The 24142-nt window shown below is 40.9% G+C and carries 19 protein-coding genes; 1 reads left to right on the top strand and 18 read right to left on the bottom strand.

The features are described from left to right. Positions 1-8: 8 nt before the first annotated feature. The 15 genes from ACQ4KW_RS05545 to ACQ4KW_RS05475 form a co-directional block, all read right to left on the bottom strand. Positions 9-1025 carry a hypothetical protein gene (locus tag ACQ4KW_RS05545; RefSeq protein WP_430885539.1) on the bottom strand — a complete coding sequence of 339 codons (1017 nt, stop codon included), beginning with the start codon at positions 1023-1025 and terminating at the stop codon, positions 9-11. A gap of 366 nt (positions 1026-1391) precedes the next feature. After that, entirely contained in the window at positions 1392-3149 is a 1758-nt protein-coding gene (gene pyk, locus ACQ4KW_RS05540) for a pyruvate kinase (RefSeq protein WP_430885538.1), read from the bottom strand. A 54-nt stretch (positions 3150-3203) separates the two neighbouring features. After that, the gene (gene pfkA / locus ACQ4KW_RS05535) at positions 3204-4163 is read right to left on the bottom strand and encodes a 6-phosphofructokinase (RefSeq protein WP_430885537.1); all 960 of its coding nucleotides are present in this window, start codon (positions 4161-4163) and stop codon (positions 3204-3206) included. A gap of 367 nt (positions 4164-4530) precedes the next feature. Further along, entirely contained in the window at positions 4531-8172 is a 3642-nt protein-coding gene (locus ACQ4KW_RS05530) for a DNA polymerase III subunit alpha (RefSeq protein ID WP_430885536.1), read from the bottom strand. Between the two features lie 18 nt (positions 8173-8190). Continuing rightward, on the bottom strand, positions 8191-9426 hold the full coding sequence (locus ACQ4KW_RS05525; RefSeq protein ID WP_430885535.1) for an ABC transporter substrate-binding protein: 1236 nt from the start codon (positions 9424-9426) through the stop codon (positions 8191-8193). Positions 9427-9508: 82 nt separating this feature from the next. Then, the gene (locus tag ACQ4KW_RS05520) at positions 9509-10654 is read right to left on the bottom strand and encodes an HD-GYP domain-containing protein (RefSeq protein WP_430885534.1); all 1146 of its coding nucleotides are present in this window, start codon (positions 10652-10654) and stop codon (positions 9509-9511) included. A 77-nt stretch (positions 10655-10731) separates the two neighbouring features. Beyond that, complete coding sequence (locus tag ACQ4KW_RS05515; protein ID WP_430885533.1) at positions 10732-10998, bottom strand: HPr family phosphocarrier protein; 267 nt, start codon at positions 10996-10998, stop codon at positions 10732-10734. A gap of 14 nt (positions 10999-11012) precedes the next feature. Beyond that, positions 11013-11948: a DNA-binding protein WhiA gene (gene whiA / locus ACQ4KW_RS05510; RefSeq protein WP_430885532.1), complete on the bottom strand. Its 936-nt coding sequence runs from the start codon at positions 11946-11948 to the stop codon at positions 11013-11015. Between the two features lie 6 nt (positions 11949-11954). Further along, positions 11955-12374 carry an NUDIX hydrolase gene (locus ACQ4KW_RS05505; protein WP_430885531.1) on the bottom strand — a complete coding sequence of 140 codons (420 nt, stop codon included), beginning with the start codon at positions 12372-12374 and terminating at the stop codon, positions 11955-11957. 280 nt (positions 12375-12654) lie between these two features. After that, complete coding sequence (locus ACQ4KW_RS05500) at positions 12655-13653, bottom strand: gluconeogenesis factor YvcK family protein (protein ID WP_430885530.1); 999 nt, start codon at positions 13651-13653, stop codon at positions 12655-12657. 14 nt (positions 13654-13667) lie between these two features. Next, on the bottom strand, positions 13668-14519 hold the full coding sequence (gene rapZ, locus ACQ4KW_RS05495) for an RNase adapter RapZ (protein ID WP_430885529.1): 852 nt from the start codon (positions 14517-14519) through the stop codon (positions 13668-13670). A 54-nt stretch (positions 14520-14573) separates the two neighbouring features. After that, positions 14574-15305, bottom strand: coding sequence for a PHP domain-containing protein (locus ACQ4KW_RS05490; RefSeq protein WP_430885528.1), 732 nt, complete (start codon positions 15303-15305; stop codon positions 14574-14576). A gap of 3 nt (positions 15306-15308) precedes the next feature. Next, on the bottom strand, positions 15309-16220 hold the full coding sequence (gene murB, locus ACQ4KW_RS05485) for a UDP-N-acetylmuramate dehydrogenase (protein WP_430885527.1): 912 nt from the start codon (positions 16218-16220) through the stop codon (positions 15309-15311). A gap of 274 nt (positions 16221-16494) precedes the next feature. After that, complete coding sequence (locus ACQ4KW_RS05480; protein WP_430885526.1) at positions 16495-17313, bottom strand: formate/nitrite transporter family protein; 819 nt, start codon at positions 17311-17313, stop codon at positions 16495-16497. A 237-nt stretch (positions 17314-17550) separates the two neighbouring features. Continuing rightward, positions 17551-18810 (bottom strand): molybdopterin molybdotransferase MoeA, encoded by a 1260-nt coding sequence (locus tag ACQ4KW_RS05475; protein ID WP_430885525.1) that lies wholly within the window; start codon positions 18808-18810, stop codon positions 17551-17553. Positions 18811-18893: 83 nt separating this feature from the next. Between ACQ4KW_RS05475 and ACQ4KW_RS05470 the strand changes: the two genes are divergently transcribed. Continuing rightward, on the top strand, positions 18894-19397 hold the full coding sequence (locus ACQ4KW_RS05470; RefSeq protein ID WP_430885524.1) for a MogA/MoaB family molybdenum cofactor biosynthesis protein: 504 nt from the start codon (positions 18894-18896) through the stop codon (positions 19395-19397). Between the two features lie 108 nt (positions 19398-19505). Here ACQ4KW_RS05470 and ACQ4KW_RS05465 read toward each other — a convergent pair whose 3' ends face one another. From ACQ4KW_RS05465 to ACQ4KW_RS05455, 3 genes are read right to left on the bottom strand one after another with little or no spacing between them, the layout of a single operon-like run. Continuing rightward, positions 19506-20537 carry an HlyD family secretion protein gene (locus tag ACQ4KW_RS05465; RefSeq protein ID WP_430885523.1) on the bottom strand — a complete coding sequence of 344 codons (1032 nt, stop codon included), beginning with the start codon at positions 20535-20537 and terminating at the stop codon, positions 19506-19508. Continuing rightward, entirely contained in the window at positions 20537-21208 is a 672-nt protein-coding gene (locus ACQ4KW_RS05460; protein ID WP_430885522.1) for an ABC transporter ATP-binding protein, read from the bottom strand. The genes ACQ4KW_RS05465 and ACQ4KW_RS05460 overlap by 1 nt, the downstream gene beginning before the upstream one ends. Before the next feature lie 9 nt (positions 21209-21217). Beyond that, positions 21218-23758 carry an FtsX-like permease family protein gene (locus ACQ4KW_RS05455; RefSeq protein ID WP_430885521.1) on the bottom strand — a complete coding sequence of 847 codons (2541 nt, stop codon included), beginning with the start codon at positions 23756-23758 and terminating at the stop codon, positions 21218-21220. Between the last annotated feature and the right edge of the window lie 384 nt (positions 23759-24142).

The following is a 24142-nucleotide window of genomic DNA, read 5'->3' as shown; positions in this document are numbered from 1 at the left end:
CCTCTCCATCAATTTTTATTGGTGTAGTCCATCACACGGAGTATATCGGAATAGGCTCGAAAGGGAATGCCGTATTCCTTAACCCAAAGGTCTTCCAGTTCACCGGTTTCAATGGTGTAACGTATAAACTTTTCTCCAATGCTTTTTAAAACTTGATTGTCTTTTTCGACGGCCCACCCAATGCTATCGGGTTTGCTCACAGAAAAGCTTACATTGAATCTATCGTTATTTACAGCTTCATAAAGGGCCGTGTTGCTGTCTCTAAAAACAAAATCAGCGCCCCCTTCAAGCATCATTATCTTTGCTCTATGACTATCAGAAACATAGTTGACTTTTATGTCCAGGTCATACGTTTTAATAAGGTCCTCCATTATGGAAGCATAGGATGTGCTCGCAGTCACGGCCACTTCCAGCCCATTCAACTCCTGCAAATCATTTATGATGAGATCATCGGTTGTCATTATAACAACACTCACTGGTATAATTTCGATAAAGTCCATGAGTTTTTCTCTCCAGGGCATAATGGTTAAATTGTCCACCAGCATTAAGGAATCATCAAAAGCATCCGGTGTGTAACGAATGTTTTCGTTGACTTTTATATCCGAAGGAATAAATCCATCGTTTTCAAAGTATCTGTTAAAACTGGACAAATTAATTTCCACAGGCACTTCCAAATATTCTGCAAAGAGCATTAAGAGGTTGTAATGAAATCCATCCATACCAAATCCCTTTTTTTGCCTTGTGATCGTTCCGTCTATTCGCATGGCCACAGGCAAGGAACCACTTAATTTGAGCATTTGAACATAGTCCTGCTCATCAGGCGTCAATGTGTTGTAGAAGGTCTCTTTTGAGTCGATCACTTCACTTGACGAATTATGACCCAGCTCCTCGACGTCGACAAAATTCACTATGCTCACATCGCTGACAATGGTATCGCCTGGTACACATGAAACAACCACAAGCATAATAATGAAAACGACACCAACTGGCTTTATGCACTTTTTTAAGGCTTCTTTGACCCTCATATACTCACCACCATTCACCCTATGTTTACTTATACCCGCCTTAAATAACATCATTCTTATTCCAATTAGTTTCAACAAAGTTTTTGTAAAGGTGGGATTGAGGCGGAAGTTATATAGCAAGGCAGGATTTCGGATATTTCCTACAGTTTTTAGATTGCTGAAATTTTCGAAAGTCAAGGCGCGGATAATTTCCGCTTTATGAGCGTATCTGCATACGTGATTGAAGCGGAAGTTATACAGCAACGCAGGATTTTGGATATTTCAGCAATCTAAAAGGGCGCCACGAAAATCGTGGCACCCCTTCATAAATCAATCCGTTTTTAATTCTAAACAAAGAATATGCTCATTGAGAAATTTGGCAACCGCTTAAAGAATGCGCGATTCACCTTCGTATACAATACCCTTTTGAGCATCAATAGTCACTGTTTCGCCATCTTCAAGAAGCTCTGTTGCTTTTTTCGCACCAACAACGGCTGGCTTCTTAAGTGAAAGCGCTACGATAGCTGCATGTGATGTGTAGCCGCCTTCTTCAACGATAAGTGCCGATGCCTTTTCAACAAATGGCATCAAGTCTTTATCTGTTGCGTTTGTAACCATGACGTCGCCTTCTTTGAACTTAGCTTCGGCTTCTTCTTTAGATCTAACGATGCAAACCTTACCAACTGTTGTGTCTTTACCAACACCAGTTCCCTTGATAAGCACTTCGCCCACTAGGTGAACTTTCATTAGGTTTGTTGCACCTGCAACGCCAACTGGAATACCCGCTGACATAACAACCAGGTCGCCTTTTTTGATTAGGCCAGCTTCACGAGAAGCTTCAAGCGCTAGGTCAAAAATTTCGTCAGTGCTTGTTGCTGTATCAATTTTAACCGTTTCAACACCCCATACAAGGTTCATCTTACGACGAACTTTGTCTGAAGAAGTCGCAGCAATAACTGGCGCACATGGACGGAAACGTGAAATTTTTCTTGCTGTAAAGCCAGATGCTGTCGCAGTGATGATAGCTGATGCCTTTAGATCCATTGCCGTATTTACAGTGGCATGAGATACAGCGTAAGTCACAGAATCATCTGATTTAGATGCTTGAACACTCTTTAGAACGCGTTCGTAGTCAAGTGATCCCTCAGCCGCTTGTGCAATTGTTGCCATCGTCTTAACCGCTTCAACAGGGTATTTACCTGCAGCCGTTTCACCTGAAAGCATGATTGCATCTGTGCCATCAAAAATTGCATTGGCAACATCTGTTGTTTCCGCACGTGTTGGACGTGGGTTACGGATCATTGAGTCAAGCATTTGTGTTGCTGTGATAACTGGCTTACCCACTTCGTTACAACGCTTAATCATAAGCTTTTGTGCAAGTGGCACTTGCTCAGTTGGGATTTCAACACCCAGGTCACCACGAGCAACCATTAAGCCGTCAGATACTTCAAGAATCTCATCTAGATTATCTAGACCTTCTTGGTTTTCAATCTTAGAGATGATATGTACGTCATGCGCATTATTATCTTCAAGAATTTTTCTGATTTCAAGGACATCAGCAGCTTTACGGATGAATGACGCCGCAATAAAGTCAATACCGTTTTCAATACCAAACTTAATGTCAGACTCGTCTTTTGGTGTGATTGCAGGCAGATTGATTGAAACGCCAGGTACGTTTACACCTTTATGGTTCTTAACAGGGCCGCCATTTAGAACCTTTGTGATGATATCATTCCCTTTAACTTCAATAACTTCAAGACCAACAAGACCATCATCAATTAGAATCATGTTGCCTGGCTTAACGTCTTTTGGCAGACCTTCATAAGAAATTTGACACTTATTTTGGTCGCCCAGATAGTCATCTGTTGTCAGTGTGAACTCTTGTCCTTCAACAAGGTCAACAACTGGCACACTGAACTTACCTGTACGGATTTCAGGACCTTTTGTATCTAGTAGAATAGAAACAGGTGTGTTTAGCTCTTCACGGACTTCTTTAACAAGATCAAAACGTGCTAGATGCTCAGCATGATCACCATGTGAGAAGTTCATTCTTGCTACGTTAAGACCATTCTTAACAAGTTCCATAAAAATTTCTTTCTTTTCACTCGCTGGACCAATCGTACAAACGATTTTAGTTTTCTTCATCAAGACACTCCTTTTTCCCTTATGAATGCACACGCACGCGCAATTTACCTAGTTTTAGATGGACAGTTGACCAGCAGTCTTAACAAGATCCATGTCGATATTCTTATGCATTTCCAGTGCATCATCAATATCTAAATCAACAATGTCATGACCTTTGATTCCAAGTGCACGACCCGCTTTGCCTTCTTGAAGAAGTTCAATGGCCTTTGCGCCCATACGGCTCGCTAAAATTCGGTCAAATGCTGTTGGTGTACCACCCCTTTGAAGGTAACCAATAACAGATACACGAACTTCCACACCTGTCTTTTCATAAATTGTTTCTGCCCAATCGTAAGGCTTGCCAACACCCTCTGCTAAAAGAATGATGTTGTGCAGTTTACCTCTATTACGGCCTTGAATCAGCTTTCGGCAGATGTCATCCACATCATTATCCAGTTCCGGGATAATGATGCTTTCAGCACCGCCTGCTAAACCAGCATATAGAGCAATATCGCCGCAGTTTCTACCCATAACTTCCAGTATTGACGCTCTGTCGTGGGAAGTTGATGTGTCACGAACCTTTGAAATTGCATCTACAACTGTATTTAGTGCTGTATCAAAACCTATTGTATAGTCTGTGTACTCTAAGTCGTTATCAATCGTTGCCGGAATACCAATGGTTGGGAAACCTGCATTAGCTAGTTTCTTCGCCCCTTGGAATGAACCATCTCCACCAATGACCACCAGGCCATCAATATTGAACATGCGAAGAACTTCCAGACCTCTTTCTAGACCTTCTGGAGTTTTAAACTCTTCACAACGTGCCGTTCTAAGCTTTGTTCCGCCTCGATGAATGATATCGCCAACAGATGACACATCCATATCCTCAATATCGCCTTCAATAAGACCTTGGTATCCGCGCTTAATGCCAGATACTTTTAGTCCACTGCAAATTGCAACGCGTACAACTGCACGTAGGGCAGCATTCATACCTGGCGCGTCGCCACCACTAGTAAGTACACCAATTCTCTTCATCAGATCACTCCTAATTCATACTTCAAGAATTTACATAGGGCATCTTGCATAATGACTGGTACTGCACATCGCATACAAAATATAGAAACAACCCTGCCTGTCTCTATAGCTTGCATTCGACGTGCCACGGCAGTATTATGCAAGAGGCCTTCCTGTCCTACCCAAAACAAATGCTCAAGTAAATGCTATTTATATATAGCGCATTTATCGATAAGTCATTTGTCAATCAGATAAGGACTTTATGTTCTACTATTTTCATAGGTCAAACTTTCAGGCTCACATACAAATCCTATTTTAATTGATTTAAGTATGAATATCAATACAATGCACTAAAAATCATGAAATATGTCAAGAAATCGCTTGCATATTATTGCAATATGACAGCGTCATCGCCAAGAAAACGTTTTACCAAGTCCAGAAGGTCATCATTGACAGAAACCCAGAGATTTGAAGCTGTTGTAAGCTTTTTCTTCTGGCTTGCCACATAGATTACCACTGGTGTATTCCCTGGCGAAGTAAGCAACTTTTCTTTCAATTGTCTGAAAATTGCATCATCTAAAACATCAACTTTCAAATACAGCTTTTCACTTGGGATAGAAGATGGCTCAACACCGCTTTTTATCCCGCGGGACTCTTTGTGTCCATTTCCTTTATGAGAAAGTTGTCCATCACGAACTTTCGATTTCTTCCATGTATCACGTCTGTTATTCTTATTGATTCTTTGATACAAACGTGACTTCTCTGCCTCTGACATCTTAGAAATCTTTTCAACATGCTCTTCATCAAGGGGATATATATAATCTGCTATGATTTTAGGGTCTTCATCTTCTTTTACATTTAATCTGCCCGTCAATATTATAAAATCATCTTCTTTTAATATATCTGAAAATCTTTGATAAATTTTCGGAAAGATCAAGGTCTCAATTTGGCCATATAAATCTTCGAGAGTGATGAAAGCCATCTTTGTGCTATTTCTTGTCATTTTCTCTGTTTTACCAACAATCATACCAGCTATAATGACTGGAGCATTATCCCGCTTGTGAATAGATCCATCTTCCTGAGCATCTTTGAGTTCAGACATGTTAATTGTGCTCACAGCTTCCACCCATTTTGTATGCTCAGATAATGGATGCCCACTAAGATAGATACCCAGCATTTCCTTTTCAAAAGCCAATTTTACCTTTAATTGAAATTCATTTATTCTAGGCAACTGATAGGCTGTAAAAACATCAGGGACATCAGCTTCCAGTCCTGAAAACAGAGACACTTGACCCGCAGCGTTTCTTCGGCTCTCCTGTTGTACACCATCCACTATTTTTTCATAAACGGCTAAAAGTTGAGAGCGAAACTCCCCTGACTCGTCGAAGGCCCCTGCCTTTATAAGGCTTTCAATGGCCTTTCGATTGAGTTCTCTTGGTTCAATCGACTCACAGAATTCAAGGAAGCTTGTGTATCCATCTCCATTTCTATTTTCAACAATAGAACGAATAATCCCACTTCCAACATTCTTCACGGCATGCAGACCATAACGAATGGCCTTTCCAGAAACCGAGAATTTGCCTACAGATTCATTGACGCTTGGCGGTAGGACTTCAATGCCCATGCGCTTGCAGTCTTGTATGTACTGGGCCAGCTTTGACTGATGCCCCATGACACTGGTCATGAGAGCTGCCATAAACTCCACAGGATAGTGGGTTTTCAAATAGGCTGTTTGATAGGCTATAATAGCGTAACCCGCTGCATGAGACTTGTTAAAGGCATATTTTGCAAAATCAATCATATCATCAAAAACGTCATTTGCAACGTCTTCTGGCACACCTCGTCTGAGACAGCCTTCAATTTCCACATTGCCCTTTTCGTCTTCTTTTCCATAGATAAAGTACTGGCGCTCTTTTTCCATAACGTCCATTTTCTTTTTGGACATAGCGCGCCTTACAAGGTCAGACCGCCCATAGGAGTAACCTCCAAGATCACGAACAATCTGCATAACCTGTTCTTGGTAGACAAGGCACCCATAGGACACTTCTAGAATTCGCTTGAGCATTGGATGGGCGTAAGTCACCCCATCCGGGTTATTCTTATTGGCAATGTACTTTGGTATAGAGTCCATTGGACCAGGTCGATATAGGGATATCCCTGCTATTAAATCCTCAAGCTCCGTCGGCTTGAGTTCACGCATAAAACGTCTCATACCACTTGACTCCAGTTGGAATACCCCGAGGGTTTCTCCTGTTCCAATCATGGTATAGACAGCTTCGTCGTCCATTTCCATAGTCGAAAAGTCCGGCACTTCTTTTCCTGATGCCTCTATCATTTTTAGGGCATCCTTGATGACAGTTAAATTTCTAAGTCCAAGAAAGTCCATTTTAAGCAGGCCCAGCTCTTCAAGAAGAACCATGTTGAACTGCGTGGACACATTGTTGTCATGGACATAAAGCGGCACATAATTGTCCACTGGCTTTTTAGAAATAACAACACCTGCTGCGTGGGTTGACGCATGACGGGGCATTCCTTCAACAGATTTTGCTGCTGCAATCACCCGTCTGGCATTCTCGTTGGTGTCATAGATTTCTTGAAGCTTTGGGTTCATTTTCAGGGCTTTTTCAATGGTCATACCCAACTGGAATGGAATGGCCTTTGCAATTCTATCTGTCTCCTGATAAGAAATATTGACCACACGCCCCACATCTCGAACAGCAGCCCTGGCAGCCATGGTTCCAAATGTTATGATCTGGGCCACATGATTTTTACCATACTTTTCAACGACATAGTCAATGACCTCCTGTCGCCTTTCATCTTCAAAGTCTATATCAATATCAGGCATTGTGACACGCTCTGGGTTGAGGAATCTCTCGAAAATTAGGTCATATTTAATAGGATCAACATCCGTAATATATAGAACATAGGCCACCAAACTCCCCCCGCAAGAGCCTCGTCCAGGTCCCACAATAATCCCATTATCCTTAGCAAATTTTATAAAATCCCAGGTGATGAGAAAATAATCTTCATATCCCATTTCTTTTATAATGTTGAGTTCAAAATCAAGTCGCTTTGTGAGTTCATCATCAATATCTGAGTAGCGTTCCCTTAAACCTTTTTCACAAAGACGCCTTAATTCAAGTGTGGCATCTTCTTTTTCTTCAAGGGGATACTCTGGTAAATGAAGGGTATCAAAATCGAAATCAAAGGCACACCGCTTAGCAATTTTCACTGTGTTTTCAATAGCCTCTGGGGCATAGGGAAATAAAGCCTCCATCTCGTCTGGGGACTTTAAATAGAACTCTCGTGTTGGGAATCTGAGCCGATCCACTTCATCAAGGAGTTTTCCTGTCTGAATACATAAAAGAATGTCATGAACATCATGATCATCTTTTTCAACATAATGCACATCATTTGATGCCACTAGGGGGATGCCTGTTTCTTTGCTGAGTCGAACCAGTTGCATGTTGACTTTTTTCTGTAGTTCTATGCCATGATCTTGAAGTTCAAGGTAAAACCTGTCCGGTCCAAATATCTTGTGGAGTCTAAGAGCCAGAGCCTTAGCAGCTTCATAGTTGTCATTGATGAGGTGCTGTTGTATATCTCCTGCCAGACAGGCACTTAGACATATGAGTCCCTCACTATGCTTCTCAAGTAAGTCATAGTCTATACGGGGCTTATAATAAAAACCTTCCATGAATCCCAGAGACACCATGTGTATCAGGTTCTTATATCCGATTTCATTTTCAACAAGCAGAACCAGATGTCCCTGGTCTCTATCAGCGCGCCCATCCTTGTCCTTCATTGACCTTGGCGCCATATACACTTCACAGCCTATTATAGGTTTGATTCCATGTTTCTTCGCTTCTTTATAAAAATCAACGACGCCAAACATGACCCCGTGGTCTGTTATAGCCACGGAGTCCATATTTAGCGCCTTCGCTTTTTCAAAGAGTTTTGAGATGCGTGAGAATCCATCTAACAGACTGTACTCTGTATGCAGATGCAAATGCACGAATTGACCACTCATTATAAACTCCTTTTATTCTTATTCAACTGCTGGTTCCAGTGTTTCCAGCCAAATCTCAGATACAATTTTCTTAATTTCCACCGGCATTGGCGGCACCCTGTGATTGTTGAGTAATTCCTGCTTCATATCACTTCTTTTAATAGATACACGATTGATCATTTTTCCATCTTCTTCTGGCATGATATCGGTGTCAACCACAGGAATATTGCCCCAGTTTGAGGGTTCATACTTCTCTGTCTGAGCATTGGCAGAAAGCATATAGTTCGCTACGATCATGGCCCCAGTCTTATTCGGAGCATTATGGGCTATGACGACGCCTGAGTTTGTTCCTGCAGTGCCCTCATCGGTTATAAATGCTCTTGCCGCATATGGATATACTTCAGCTTTTGCATATTTAGAAGCCTTGTTTGTATCCGTTGACAGGGAAAAACTCACCTTGCCATCGTAAAAGAGCTGGTCCAGGTGTTCTTCATCTTCCGGGAACATAGCACCTTCTTTCCAAAGCTTTGGCTTGAGCTTTCTAAGAGCGTCAATAGCCGGCTGAATCATAGGTTCTATCACATCACGACTTGGCTGAGCGAGGTATAATTTTTCATGGTTCACATAAGCCGCCACAAAAGTTTCCATAAAGAGCTCTCCAGATTTTTCTGGTGGTAGCGGAAAGGAAAACTGGCCAGGGGCAGTCCGAAGGGTCTCTACGAATATTTCCATAGACGTTGGCGGATCAAGAATCATGTCTTCATCGTAAATAAAAACAAGTTGCTCTCGTCCCACTGGCATGTAAAAGCCCTCTGTTGCTATACCATCTTCATAAATAAACTCAAAATCTTCTTTGTTAACATTGGCATAATAATTCGGAAGCTTCTCAAGGAATGGCCCATAAAGAAGTTCATCTGATTTGAGCTTTTTAAAAGAATGGTCATCAAAGTAAATGAGGTCAATGGACCCCGTGTCAATTTCATTCATTTTTTGATCACTAAGTTTTTCCATGATCTCAGTCATCGGTTTCCTTACGAGTTCAAGACTGATCCCATTTTCTGATAAAACACCTGGGGCAACGGTTCTGGTAAGCCATCTTTCCAGTCTTTCATCGTCCTTGGTATAGTATAGTGTTACCGTGGTGCCAGTTGCACTTTCTAGTATTAAATTCCATTCTCTAGATGTGATTGATGGGTTTTCAATGATTTCATCCTGTTGACAACCTGCTATTAATATCATAATAATCAACAGAACTATACACATACGCGCTCTCATATGTCGTGCCTCCAATGCATCGTATTTTAGTCAACAATTTGAAAGCACCTCATCGAGGTGCCTCAGCGTTGTATATTCTTCTCTACCCTGAGATCCCATCATTTAATTGACTGTATCCCATTTGCTTTCTGTGTGGATCTATATCATGAATTCTTACTTTTGGATTTTTTCTAAGGTCCACTTCATAGTATCCTTTTATTGGACGAAGTCGACTGTCAATAAGCACTCTAACCGTTGGCAAGTCTCGATCTTTTTTAGTGACCATGCCATACTCACCTGTGCTTAATATTACATTCAGTCCAAGTGGATAATACCCTACAGCTTTGAGGAAGACTCTGACAATTTCCTTGTCAAAATGCGCTTCGCTGGACTTTAGAATATACTCCATGGCCTTATAGGGATTCTCTTTTGCCCCATAAACGCGATCTGATGTTATGGCATCAAAAACATCTGCCACAGCAACAATTTTTGCATACACATGAATGTTCTGAGCCTTTTTCCCGGTTGGATAGCCGGCACCGTCGAAGCGTTCATGATGATATAGGGCAACACACGCCGATGTTTCTGTGATATTTGGAATCCGTTTAAGGGCCTCATAACCAAGAATTGTGTGTTTCTTGATTTCATCAAACTCATCTGATGTCAGAGTGCCCGGTTTGTTGAGTGTTTCCTGGGAAATCAGTCCCTTGCCTATATCATGTAGGAGGGCTCCTATTCCAAGCTCAACCAGACGGACCTTGTTAAAGCCCATGTAAATACCGCATATAACCGATAAAATACAGACATTAACCGAGTGTTCAAAAACATACTCGTCCACTGATTTGAGGTTAGCTAAGTTTACTGTGATTTCTTCACTTGAAAATATCTCATCTATAATTGTATTGACAATTAAATAGAGTTTATCAACATCAATCTCTGTATCCACCGACACATTTTTCATGCATGACTTAACAAGCACTGTAGCTTCTTCCCGTGTTGTCCGAATAATTAGGTCTCTCGAAGCAGCAGAGTCGTCTTTATTTTCAATTTCTTGTTCTACTTTCACTGTCTCATTTGCTTCAACCTGAATTTGTACTGACAAATATCCAAGACCCTTGATTTTTTCAATGTACGCCTGTCTCAATATAATTCCATCTGACAAAAGCGTATTGCCTGAAGAATCAAAAATAGTTTCCCCAAGAATCATCCCAGATTTAAGCGCGTCAATACCCCTTGGTATTCGTTTCATCAACTCAGGACCTCCATCTGCTGCATCTTATGTGTGTGGTGTCAAAATCCTGTAATTCCAATGATTGCACCTTTTTATTACAGATTTGCCAATTCATTTACAATAAGATTTTCTATAGCATCCATAGCTTCGCGTTCATCTACGCCTTCAATTGTCACTTCAATTTCGTCCCCTTTATGAACGCCCATTGAAATAATACCCATGATGCTCTTGCCGTCGATCATGATATGTTCTTTTGCAACATAAATTTCAGAACTAAATTGATTTGTCATTTCTACGAATCTACCGGCAGCCCTAGCATGAAGGCCGGAATCATTCGTGATGTTAAGTGTTTTTTTGATCATTTCGATCCACCTTCCTAATTAACGAGACTCTCCGCAAATTTGTGTATTTTCTTGAACCTATGATTGACCCCCGACTTACCTACAGGTGGATCAAGCATCTCCCCAAGTTCTTTAAGACTCGCCTCTGGTTGTTCCAGTCTTAACTCTGCCAGCTCTGATAACCCATCTGGCAAGGCACCCAGTCCAACCACAGACTTGATTAAATTTATATCTTGAACCTGCTTCATAGCTGCATTAACAGTTTTATTCAGGTTCGCGGTTTCACAGTTTACCAGGCGATTGACATCGTTTCGCATTTGCTTTACAATTCTCACATTTTCAAAGTCGAGAAGGGCCTTGTGGGCACCAATAATGTTCAGCAAGTCTACGATTTGGTCACCTTCTTTTAGATATACAATGTGATTGGACTTTCTATCAATCAATTTTGACTCCAGCCCAAACTCATTTATGAGTTCTTTCAGAGAGTTTCCGTATTCTTCACTGTGGGTGATAAACTCCAGGTGATAGCCCTTTTCGGGATCACTTACAGACCCACCGCCTAGAAAGGCGCCTCTGATATATGCTCGTTTGCAACAAGAATCCTTCAAAAGGAAAAGGGGCACTTGGTCATTTATACCTGAAAAACCATCTACATCAACAAGTATACCCAGCGCTCTCAAAATATCGCCTGCATCTTCAATATGAATTTGGTAGGCGTTTCCTTTTTTAAGGGTTTTATTCTTTTGCACAACCACTTCTGTGTGGATACTGAAATTTTTCTTAAAAAACGTAAAAATTAATCGAGCTATTGCAGGATTCTCAGTTAATATGTTTAGGTCAGTCCGGGACAATCCTTTTAACATAATCGTGCCGCTGGTCCTAATAAGAGCTGAAAGCTCTGCCATTTGACAGCATGGCCCTTCTGATCTAATCCTTGAGAGCTCATTTTTAGTCGTAGAAGAAAACGACATGTTTCATCACTCTTTCGAATACTGATAGATGCGGATTGCATTTTCTATCATATCTTTTTCGTCATCATATTTGACAGTTTCATCGATCCTGTTAATATGAATAAATTTTGCTTCTACAAAGCCTTCTTCTTTTTGTGGCACGGTATGGGTGGTTTTGGCCTCCATAATATACCACAGAACTCTTTTTTCAATGACTTCGTTTTGGCTCCAGCAGTTTTTAAATCTATAGTTCGTCTCACCGAGAAATTCTATAATTCGTCCTTTAACGCCCGTTTCTTCCCTAACTTCTCGAAGCGCGGTTTGTTCTGTGGATTCGCCTGATTCCACTTTCCCCTTCGGAAGGACCCAATCTCCGTTGAACTTCCGAAGCATGAGGACAGAGTTCCCCAGAAAGACGACCCCACCTGCACTTGTGACTGTTTTCACAGGGCTTCACTTCCTTATTGCTTCTTAGGTGCTTTTATCTAATTAGTATACCATACAAAGGTAGAATTTAAAACACACCACATGCAATATAAGGCAGGCCTTGTCCCACTTGGAGCATTATAACACACCAATGTTAATTTTACTTAAAGTCTAAAGTCCTGTTTTGCCACAAAATATTGAAATAAAACCTATTCATTTCTCATATTACCACAGAAAACGTTTTCCAAGTAGGGGTTATCTAAATAAAAGAACCTGTTTGTAATACACAAACAGGCCCCTGCTAGTCTTCATCTTCTTTTCTATATATCTTTGTTCCAACCAGTTCCACAAGACATTTTGCAATTTTCTGGGCGTCATGTTTCACATAGCCCTTGTCAATCAGCATGAAGTCTTCCGTTCTATATCCAATGCTGAGATTATCCAAATACGTCTTATCCTCATCCGTTAAGTAAACTGGTGTGGACCCTTCCGCTTCATAATATTCCAGATCAATGTCATCAACCCGTGTATCATTGACGAGGACAAGGTCTATCATTTCACTGCTTCCATGATCCACCAGGGCTTGAACATGGTCTCTAACAGTATAGTCATCCGTCTCTCCTGGCTGAGTCATGATATTGGGGATATAGACTCGCTTGGCTTTAGATTTGCAAATTGCTTCGGTCACATCATCCACCAGAAGGTTGGGAATAATACTCGTGTATAAACTTCCCGGTCCCATAACGAGAATATCTGCCTCTTCAATGGCTTTTATGGCATCTGACAAAGGCTTAATATGCCTTTCCTTGGTTCGGATTTTACGGATAGACTGCCCCGACTCCAAAACCTTTACAGGAATCATGGACTCGCCAACCACCCGACTGCCATCTTCAAGTTCTGCCACAAGGGTCATCTCTGACGGTGTGACAGGCAAAACCCGTCCTGTTATTGCAACGATGTCACTGATTTTTTCAACGGCGCCCTCAAAGCTTCCTGATATACCAACAAGGGCCGCTATAAGGAGATTTCCAAAGCTCTGCCCCTTGAGACCGCCCTCTTGAAATCTGTATTTTATTAGGTCTTCCATAATTGGTTCTGTGTTCGCCAGCGCCAAAATACAGCTACGTATATCGCCCGGTGGAAGCATACCTAAATCTTCGCGTAAAACCCCGGAACCACCGCCGTCATCAGCAACTGAAACTATAGCTGTTACATCTGATGTTACTTTTTTAAGGCCCCTTAGGAGAATGGATAAACCCGTTCCTCCACCAAGTGCAACAATCTTTGTTTCCGTTTCCATAACAACACCTAATTCTATCGAATTTCACGGTGGGTAATGCCAACCGTGTATTTATGTCCCTTTAGTTCTGCATACAGCCGGTTTGAAAGGGTCACTGACCTGTGTTGTCCCCCTGTGCAACCAATGGCTATAATAAGCTGGGCACGCCCTTCTTTTTCACAAAGAGGAAGAATTGTTTGCACCATGCTCACAATTTGATTATAGAAATCATGGCTTTCCTGAAAAGACATAACATAGTCCTGTACGTCTTTGTCATTGCCTGTTTGAATTCTTAGCTCTTCTACGTAAAATGGATTGGGGAGGAACCTCGCATCAAAAACAAAATCCGCATCAAGAGGAATGCCTTTTTTAAAGCCAAAACTCATGATGGAAATAGACATATTCGATTGCTCTGTGTCTTCCCTAAATATTTTTGACATTTCACTTTTGAATTGACTGATGTTGTAACCACTTGTGTCAATAATCGTGTCCGCCATTTCTCTTAACTTCGAAAGCTTAACACGCTCTTCTTCAATGCCTGACTCAATGGAGCCATTTGGATTAAGAGGATGCGACCGTCTAGCTTCTTTAAAGCGCTTGATAAGAACCTTGTCTGAAGAATCCAAGAACAAGAGTTTGAAGTCAAGGCCATTTGCCTTTAGATTTTCCATTTCTTTTTGAAGGTCCTTAAAGAATACGCCCCCTCGAATATCTGTTACAAGGGCAAGCTTTTCAATGTCTTCTGTGTTCTGATTACAAAGTGCAACAAACCGGTGAATCAGAACTGGGGGTAAATTGTCTATGCAGTAATAACCAAAATCCTCTAGCACTTTCATAGCCTGGCTTCTTCCGGCGCCAGACATGCCTGTTATAATCACCAGTTCCATATAAGTCTCCTAACTTAGGCTAATATTAACAATTCCAAGGCGTAAGTCTCTCATCTATGATTCTACGGCATTAATAACCCTATCATAACTTAAACCAGCTGCATTTGCCCGATCGATTGCCTTTTTAAAATTTCCTATGTCCCTTGGATGATGGGCATCACTGTTAATAGAAAACTTTATATCATAAGCCATGGCTTCCTTGATTTGGTCAAGTGTTAAAAAACCATGACTGGCATTGATTTCAAGAGCTGTGTTTGTCTCAGATGCAACCTGAGCCACACGCTTGACATCAATGGGGCCTTTTGCACCGGGATGCGTGAGAATATCAATGTCATACCGTTTCATGGCATTAATAAGGGAAACCGTATTGGCTTCCATAAGCTTTTTATTTGCCACGCCCTCTTTACTAAAGTAGTTATTTGCATGGTGGATCATATCTCTAACAAGACGAACAGGCCGACTTCCAAAGTGGTAGCCCGCCAGCAAAATATCATTGAGTTTTAGAATTTCCTCGTCAACATCAAGGTGTCCGTCAACATCAAGGACATTGGCCTCAAGACCAAGTAAAACTTCAATGTCATCGTATTTGGCATTCATTTCGTCAATAACCTGTCTCATTTCTTTATACTTACGCTTTTTAATGCCAAAGCCCATATGTCCTGGACCATGATCACTGATAGCGAGTATTTTAAGACCAACTTTTCTAGCGGCCTCAACATTCTCTTCAATTGTGCCTATTCCGTGGCTATATGTTGTGTGTGTGTGGTAATCTGAAAGAATTCTCATACCTTATTCCTTCCCGAATAACCGTACCTCGGGTTCGAGCTCGACACCAAACTTATCATATACAACTTTTTGAACCAGACTGATCAGTGTTAAAACATCTTCACTCGTGGCCTTGCCTCTGTTGACAATGAAACCACAGTGCAGTTCTGATACCTGCGCATCCCCATAGCGAATCCCTCGAAGGCCTGCATCATCAATCAGTTTACCAGCATAATAACCTTCTGGTCTCTTGAATGTTGATCCTGCGCTCGGTAGGCTCAGGGGCTGTTTTGTTGTACGCTTGTGCGTCAAATCATCTATAATATTTTTAATGTCGTCATACGGTTTTTCTGTAAGTTCCATAGAAACTTCCAAAACAATGTGTTTTTCTCTTTGGATTGCACTTCTTCTATACCCGAAATCCAACTCTTCATTCGATAGGGTCTTGACTTCACCACTTTGAGTAAGGACAGTAACCTCTCGAACCACGTCTTTCATCTCTCCACCATAGGCACCTGCATTCATAAAGACTGCGCCACCTAAAGTGCCTGGTATACCCGAAGCAAATTCAAATCCGCCTAATGATTTTTCTACAACCCTATTTGATAGTTGAGACAAAAGAATACCTGATTTTGCTTTGACTTTGTCTCCCTCAATCTCTACGCCACTGAAGTTTTCAGAGAGTTTGAGAACGACACCTCTAATGCCATCATCTCCTACAAGCAGGTTGCTTCCATTGCCAACAATATGGCATGGACAGGCGTGTTCCTTACAAATGTCCAAAACACATTTAACGTCTTCTACTGTCTGAGGCATGACAAGCACATCGGCTGGTCCACCAATTTTAAATGACGTGTGTTTGTTCATCGGTTCATCTATATAAACAATTTCTGGTCTTAACGATTTTAGAAGTGCATCAGCTGTTGATTTGATCACATTTTACTCCTTATGGTACATACTTTAAGCGCTTTTCAAACTTTATTATATAATGTCTTTCTCTTAATGTCGTTACGATTCAGTTTATTTTCAAAAACATGTTCATAATAGTATACATGAGGAGTTAACATAATACAAGAAATGTGATATAAAAAGTCCGCCCTGACCAGGGATCTTTCACCCTTTTCTTGGCGGACTCTCATGACTTCATATATCCTATTAATTCTTGTAGATTGAGCCCGAATGATGGGCCTTTCTCAATTCACCTGATCTTTTAGGCTGCAATTTTTAAATCTTTACCATCCCGATTCCTTCGCCCGTGAAGATAGATGAAATGGTAGGCAACTGGCACAACGACACCGCCACCAATGATATTTCCAAGGGTTACCGGAATAAAGTTAGATACAATCATGCCGCTCCATGTCACTGGCGCTCCATAAAACATGCCCACAGGTATAAAAAACATATTTGCAATCACGTGCTCATAGCCGGACATTACAAAGGCACTGACCGGGAACCACAAAGTAAGGACCTTGCCCTGAACCGTTGAAGCTCCAAGAGCCATCCAAACGGCTAGAACAACCACAATATTGCATAATACGGCTCTGTAAAAAGCCACTGAAAAAGAATGTCCTGCTTTTGCACTTGCAATGGCTACAGCTTTTTGGCCTATGAGATTTAAACCATCTGCACTCCCCCACAATTGCCCCTTATAAACCAAAACTGCAATCAGTATAGAGCCTAAAAAGTTGCCTGAATAGATGGCACACCAATTTTTCATCAACTCACCTGGTGTGATTTTCCCATTCATAAGTCCCAGTGTCATTAAATTGTTCCCCGTAAACAATTCTCCACCGGCGATTATAACCAGAATGAGTCCCACCGGAAACACAGCCGCACCCAGGTATTTTGAAAGACCTAAGTCCCCTGTGGTGCCCCACATAACGGTTGCTGCCGCCCCACCAATTGCGATGAATATTCCGGCCATAACCCCTAGAAGGAACATGTTCCCGAACGTGTTCCTCGCTTTTTTGACAGATACATCCAACATTTTTTCAGCAATTTCAGATGGTGCCAATAAATTCTTACTCATTGTTTCCTCCCCCTTAAAGATGTTATACAAAACGCTTAACATGTAACCAGCTTTCCATTTCTTATACTAGGGGAGGGGGCGCATAAATCCAATGCAGAATATTTACGATAAAATGTATGAATCCTATAACTTAACCATGTCTTATTCGCTCAAAAAACCTTATTTTCTGATTATTCCTTCAATTTGAAGCTTTTTTCCTCTTGTTGAAATATTACAACTTGTTATGAGAAAACGCCACTAAATCCATTCGTTTTGGATCAAAGGACTATTATTATCCCATAAATACACAGTCACCACTGAACCCGATTCAAGTTTGCCGGCCTTATAAGGGACTAGAATATATCCATCTGAATATCCCATCCAGGAGATCATGCCCGATTTGCCTTGATGTGGCTTGACCTCTAGCCCCCTTTCTGTGCTTTGCACAAATACCATTTGACAAGTGTCTCTGCCCTTGGCTGGTATGACAGGTTCTGTCAGGCGACCCTTTATGGTGTGTCTCTTTTCAATATTCACATTCCAAATCCCATTCAGCAGACGTCTTCCTATAGTATCCATGACCATGAGGGCTGAAACAGGATGACCTGGCAAACCAAGAATCAAAGCCTTTGGCGTATCCGCTATTAGAGTGGGCTTGCCCGGCTTGAATGCAAGACCATGAATAATTTTTCTTGCGCCCTCAAGCGTCATGACAGCATCAAGGGTCATATCCTTTTCACCAACAGAACTTCCGCCAGAAAGGAGTACAATATCTGCAAGGGCCTCAGCTTCCTTAATGGCATGGCACAAGGCATCAAAGACATCCTTAACAACACGTGAATACACAACTTCAAGACCATAAGAACCGCATAGAGCTTTTAAGCTGTGGGTGTTAATGTCAAAGATTTGTCCTCCAGACCTGGCCTGACCAAATTCTATGAGTTCATCCCCTGTTGAAATGATTGCAACCTTAGGCTTTTCAAAAACATTCACTTCTTCCACCCCCATTGAAGCTAAAATTCCAACATGACGGGGTCTTATATAGACACCAGCTTCAAGGCCCAAATCTCCTTTTTTCAGATCATCGCCTTTATAAATAATATTGGTCCCACTTTCAAGAGGCATGAAAATTTCAACTGTCTCTTTGCCACAATTCGTATTCTCAATCATGACCATTGTGTCTGCTCCCTCAGGGACCATGCCCCCAGTTGGTACATAAACGGCCTCGTTTTCCTTAAGGGGTATGGGGTTGTACTCTCCCATTTCACTCTGTCCAACCACATTCAATAAAATGGGCTTTTTAGCACTGGCATTCTTTATATCACAAGCTCTCACAGCATAGCCATCCACCGTGGATTTTGAGTACGGCGGTAGGTCGAAAGTCACTTGTATTGATTGAGCCAGGCAGTGCCCCAAGGCATAATGGATAGGAAGTGATTTGACCCCTTTACTTTTTTCTATACTTGCAAGGGCTTTATCTATGGCTTCATGTACTGGCGTCATGTTTAATTTTTTCATGTGTACCTCCAATGTTTTTTAAAAGGATATTTTTCATAATGCTATAATAATAATAACACGATACAAAGAAAAGGAGTGATCTCATGTTTACAGCGGCAGTTGTAACCGTTAGTGATAAAGGCAGTCAAGGGCTAAGAGAAGATACAAGCGGTCCTCTTTTATCAAAAATGCTTAAAAATGATGGCTATGACATTGTTCATGAATGTATTATTCCAGATGATCAAAAAACAATCATGGATACCCTCATCGAACTATCTGATCGGATGAAGGTCAATCTCATTCTAACAACAGGTGGTACCGGTTTTTCCATGCGTGATGTTACACCTGAAGCCACCGAAGCTATTCTTGAGAGAAGGGCCCCTGGCCTTAGCGAACTGGCGCGTCTTGAAAGTTTAAAAATCACACCCAAAGCTGCCCTTTCAAGAGCCACATCAGGTATTCGCAAGAAATCCTTGATTGTCAATATGCCAGGCAGTCCCAAGGCCGCTCGAGAACATCTTGAGGTTTTAATGCCTGTTCTTGATCATGGGTTGGATATTCTTCTTGGCCTAGATGGAGAGTGTGCTCAAAGCGAAACTCGAAAGTAATTCGCCATTTTGGGGTAAAATTTAAAGAGGGCTGTGTATTTCTATTACACAGCCCTCTTTTATATTCATTCCATATTCTTTTATAGCCTTTTAATGCCTCAATGAACTTTAGTCTTCTTTTTGATCCAGTTCAATTTTCACATCCACATTGAAGTTTAGAAAGAGCTTGTCATCCATATCATCTAGGGCAATTTCAATCGGTACGATTGTCTCGCCACCTTTTTTAATAGATGTTCCCCAAATGCGAACAACTTTACCAGTGTACTGTTTGTCTGGCACAGCCTGTGATGTGACAACCGCTGGCTGACCTTCGTAAATTCTTCCAATAAACTCTTCTGCTATATCAGCGCGGACAATTCTTGAATCTAAGTCAACGATAGTGAGCACACTGACTTCTCTATCCACATATGAGCCTTCTTTTGAACCCACTTCTGACACAACTCCGTTTTCGATAGTTGAGACAATTTGATTGCCATTGACGAAGTTTGCTTTTTTATATTTGTCTTCAAGACGCTGTAACTCATCTTTTAGTCTTGTCATTCTATTTTCTTGAGACTGACGATTGCCAGAAACTTCGTTTGTTGTGCTTCTTAAATTAAGTTTTAATTTGTCTAAAGTTCTTTTTTGGGCTTCAATTTGATCGCTTAGCTTGTTATATTCATCTTTTGACACAGCACCACTGTTATAAAGAGCCTCTTTCTTCTCAAATTCTTCTTCTAGCTCAGAAAGTTGTGCTTCAGCATTTTTAACATCTAGATCAAGGGTTGAAACAGAGTAGTCTTTTTTATCAAGCTCATACTGTGTTTCATTGATTTCCATTTTTTTGCTTGCAATTTCGTTCTCGAGGACACTGATGTCAAAGTCCACAAGCTTGTCGCCTTTTGAAATTCGTTCTCCAGCTTTTACATAAATCTTATTCACACGTGCATTGAAATCAACGCTGATACTTTGCTCGTTGGTTGCTTCGACAATACCATAAGCCTCAACAGATTCATTGACTGGAACTTCTTCTTCCACAGCCACTGGGTCTCCTACAGGTTGACCATCTTCCGCAGCAGCATCTGCACCGCCACCTCCACATGCTGTTACAGTCACTGCAAATGCCATAATTATTCCCATTAGTGCAATTTTCTTGATCATTAGACCAGCCTCCCATCTTTGAGTCTTATAATTCTTGTTCCGTATTGTGCCGCGCTCTCTGAGTGCGTAACCTGTACAATGGTTTTTCCTTTTTCCTTGTTGATTCTTTGGAAGAGTTCCATGATTTCTGTCCCTGTGACACTGTCAAGATTACCGATGGGTTCATCGGCAAGAATCAGATCCGGCTCACTTATGAGGGCTCTAGCAATCGCCACACGCTGTTGCTGGCCGCCGGAAAGCTCTCTTGGTGTGTGTTTTCTTCTATCAGAAAGACCGACAAGATCTAGTATTTCATCAAGCTTACCCTGGTATTTTTTTGGACTCTTACCATCAAGGAGCACTGGTAATAGAACATTTTCTTCAACATTCAGGTTTGGAATCAGATTGTAAAACTGAAACACAAAACCGATTTCTCGACGACGCATAATGCTTTCTTCTTTATCCTTCATAAGTTTAAGTTCTTTTCCATTAATAAGAACCTGGCCATCAGTCGGATTGTCAAGACCGCCAATTAAATACAGGAGGGTTGATTTACCTGAACCGGAAGGGCCCATTAAAGAAACAAACTCACCTTTATTTATTTGAAAGTCTAAACTCTTTAGAACTTTTACTTCTTCTTTTCCAAGCACGAAATTTTTGCAGACATCTTTTACATCAACTACGACTGACATACGCGCCTCCTATTCATATCTTAATTCTTCAATTATACTCACTTTGCCTGATCTTTTCAGAACACCTAGGGATGAAATCAGACAAACTGATACTGCTCCAATCATGCCGAGCATAGCCGAACTCATCGTCATATTCACACCAAGTGATATTTCTGCCTTTTCCAGCAGGTTTGAAACCCTAAACATCATAAGCTGTGTTGTGGCAATACCAAACACGGCTCCCATAATGCCTCCGGATATGGCCTCGATCAATATCATTTGTTTTCTTTGCTTTTTACTCATACCAACTGAAGCATAGATGGCCAGAGCCTTTTTGCGAGCAAGAAAACTTACAAGGAAGTTATTCATGACCCCAATACTGCCAATCAAGGCTGTTGCAACCGAGAATGCAGAAATTATGATGATGAATGTTGAATTCTGCTGCATGTATCTTTCCTTAAGCTCTTTCATAACTTCAACGCGATACCAATCGAGATTTTTTAGTTTTTCCTCCACATCGACTTTCATCTGATCTATGTCGTAGCCAGGTTTTATTTTCATAGCCATTGTGGTGCCCCAAAACTGTTTCAAGTCATTCTTTATGTTCCGTCTTGAGGTGATGCCAATTTTACCATCTGAATCCTTGGTCTTGATAAAACCAATAATTTCATATTTTCGAATGCCTCGACCTGTATCCAGATCAAGCACCTGACCCTCTTTTAAATTGTACTTGTCCCGAATTGTCGTTCCCAAAATTAATTTTCGTCCTGTCAAAACATCCTCGAATATTTCACGGTCATTATCATGATTGAGTATGTCGTACTGAACAAAGTTTGCAAAACGGTCTGTGCTAATACCAACAAGTTGATTTAAAAATGGCTTTTCATCGCCCTGATAGGTGAAGGCACTGTATGAATTCTGATAAATCATCGTGTCTTCTATCCCTTCTATTGAAAGGATTCTTTGAACCGTCGTTTGGGACGACTCTGAGTCCACATAGACTTCAAGGTCATAGGTTCTGGTATTGAAATACTCAAGAAGATCATTTTGCATGCCTGCCCCCATTGTACTAATGGTCAACATACTTGCCAGACCTATTGTAAGAAGTATGACATTATCATATGTGCTTTTGTTGCCCCTCATATTCTTTACAGCCAGCATACCAATATTGCCAAACACGGCTGCAAAAAATCTTTCAGAGATCGTTATAAAACCGTCACTCAAGGCAGGTACAAAGCAAACAAGGGCAAATATCATAAGTATGATACCAAGACCGCCTGAAAGTGCTGCCATCATGCCCTCTGACATGAGGATCGGTATGAGAATAGATAAAGCCGCTAGGATGGCTCCTATTACATAACGCATATACTTTCTTTTCTTTTTTGTGCCTTCTATAATGTTTAACAAGATTTCTTTAATTGGAATCTTTGATGTCTTAACAATAGGAACCAGGGCACTCCCAAAGGAAAGTATCATTCCGAAGACAAAGGCCAGAACCATGTATAGTGGTGGATAGACAATTCTTTCAACTGTGCCACCACCAAGCATACTCGATGACATGAGATGGGTCACAGCTGTTAACATGCCGTAGCCTAACCAACAACCTATCCCACTTCCAAGGACACCGTAAATTGTAGCTTCTGAGAGCATGATAAAGTCTGTCATTTTCTTGGTTGCCCCTATACTTCTGAATGTGCCAAGCATCGGCAGTCTTTCTAGGGTAATTACCTTAAAGGATGTATAAATAATGAATACACTAATAAGAACCACAAGAATAAGCATGAACATAAATGGAATCCGGATCGGATCCACCTGTGACTTAATTTCTGACTTCGAAATCATCTCACCAACGTATTCGTCTTTATAAACTGTTTTAATTTTTTCTATAGTCTCTTGCATTTTGGTGTCGTCTACCGTCTTAAAGTAAACTGTGTTTACAAGGTTAGGCGACCCAAGGAACCGACTGAGGGTTTCGCGCGGTACAATAAACTCTGGGTTTTTTTCACCAAAGGTCATATTCTCTTTAAAAAACCCTTTATTTTCTGCTATGGCAACGATTTTGAATCGCTTGATGTCGTCATCAGAGAAAATAAGTGGTACGAAATCTCCAAGTTCATAACCTTCTTTCTCAGCAAAGGCCTGGCCAACTATTGCTGTTTTGCCAGTGTAAGCTGAAGGCCCCAGACTCTTTACAAAGTTTACTGGATTTTGAATTTCCAAGTCTTCCAGTCTGTATCCTTTGAGATTGAGCGTTTGGGTTTTGTCCTCGCTGTTTCTATATTTAACGCCCCATTCAACAACTCCAATGGCATACTCTACGTCTTCTGAAACATCACCAAGTTCTTTCATTTTTATGGAACCTGAATCATTGAATCTTCCTGGACCTGCGTAGACTTCTGCTGTTCCTATATAACTTTTTATGTTTTCCATAATAAGATCTGTTAAGGCATCGGATATGGATAGCGATGCAAAGAACAGTCCCACAGATAACATTATGGATAATAAAATTAAGAACGTTCGAAATTTATGTTCTTTAATATTTCGAAATGTGTATTTAATTAATATCCCCAATTTTGACCTCCTCTCACCATTGTTCCTGTAACATTCCATACCTTGTTTGTATGGCTGATACTTTTTCTATCGGAGCGATTTGCAAAATATCATTCAAGGTCCATCGCTGTAGCATATATAGATGTTTAAAAATCAAATTCTATATATGTATGGCGGTGACACAGATCTATAATTTTGCAAGCGCCTGATCTTATTTTGCCTATTGTAATGTAACAAATAAGTCTTAAAATTAAATTAAAAAAATGTGTTTTTTTGATTGATTATGCATCTTTAAGTCTTTCTTAATTGTTTGTACACAGCTTGTACACATAAAAAATCCCACGGAAATAGTCCATGGGATTCAAGCTATAATGTTCTTATTTTCATATTGGTATTATATCGGAA

This window comes from Tianxiuia mixotrophica, assembly GCF_050596425.1.
Lineage (GTDB): Bacteria > Bacillota > Clostridia > Peptostreptococcales > Acidaminobacteraceae.
The sequence above is the reverse complement of the archived record's forward strand: the minus strand, read 5'-3'. Positions and strand labels throughout refer to the sequence as shown.

Coding starts and splice junctions, on each gene's coding strand:
- ACQ4KW_RS05490 (WP_430885528.1), bottom strand. CDS start 15,305: ATGAGAATTCTTTCAGATTACCACACACACACAACATATAGCCACGGA.
- ACQ4KW_RS05545 (WP_430885539.1), bottom strand. CDS start 1,025: ATGAGGGTCAAAGAAGCCTTAAAAAAGTGCATAAAGCCAGTTGGTGTC.
- ACQ4KW_RS05475 (WP_430885525.1), bottom strand. CDS start 18,810: ATGAAAAAATTAAACATGACGCCAGTACATGAAGCCATAGATAAAGCC.
- ACQ4KW_RS05530 (WP_430885536.1), bottom strand. CDS start 8,172: ATGAGTGGTCAATTCGTGCATTTGCATCTGCATACAGAGTACAGTCTG.
- whiA (WP_430885532.1), bottom strand. CDS start 11,948: ATGTCGTTTTCTTCTACGACTAAAAATGAGCTCTCAAGGATTAGATCA.
- pyk (WP_430885538.1), bottom strand. CDS start 3,149: ATGAAGAAAACTAAAATCGTTTGTACGATTGGTCCAGCGAGTGAAAAG.
- rapZ (WP_430885529.1), bottom strand. CDS start 14,519: ATGGAACTGGTGATTATAACAGGCATGTCTGGCGCCGGAAGAAGCCAG.
- ACQ4KW_RS05500 (WP_430885530.1), bottom strand. CDS start 13,653: ATGGAAACGGAAACAAAGATTGTTGCACTTGGTGGAGGAACGGGTTTA.
- ACQ4KW_RS05515 (WP_430885533.1), bottom strand. CDS start 10,998: ATGATCAAAAAAACACTTAACATCACGAATGATTCCGGCCTTCATGCT.
- ACQ4KW_RS05470 (WP_430885524.1), top strand. CDS start 18,894: ATGTTTACAGCGGCAGTTGTAACCGTTAGTGATAAAGGCAGTCAAGGG.
- ACQ4KW_RS05465 (WP_430885523.1), bottom strand. CDS start 20,537: ATGATCAAGAAAATTGCACTAATGGGAATAATTATGGCATTTGCAGTG.
- ACQ4KW_RS05525 (WP_430885535.1), bottom strand. CDS start 9,426: ATGAGAGCGCGTATGTGTATAGTTCTGTTGATTATTATGATATTAATA.
- ACQ4KW_RS05520 (WP_430885534.1), bottom strand. CDS start 10,654: ATGAAACGAATACCAAGGGGTATTGACGCGCTTAAATCTGGGATGATT.
- ACQ4KW_RS05460 (WP_430885522.1), bottom strand. CDS start 21,208: ATGTCAGTCGTAGTTGATGTAAAAGATGTCTGCAAAAATTTCGTGCTT.
- ACQ4KW_RS05480 (WP_430885526.1), bottom strand. CDS start 17,313: ATGAGTAAGAATTTATTGGCACCATCTGAAATTGCTGAAAAAATGTTG.
- pfkA (WP_430885537.1), bottom strand. CDS start 4,163: ATGAAGAGAATTGGTGTACTTACTAGTGGTGGCGACGCGCCAGGTATG.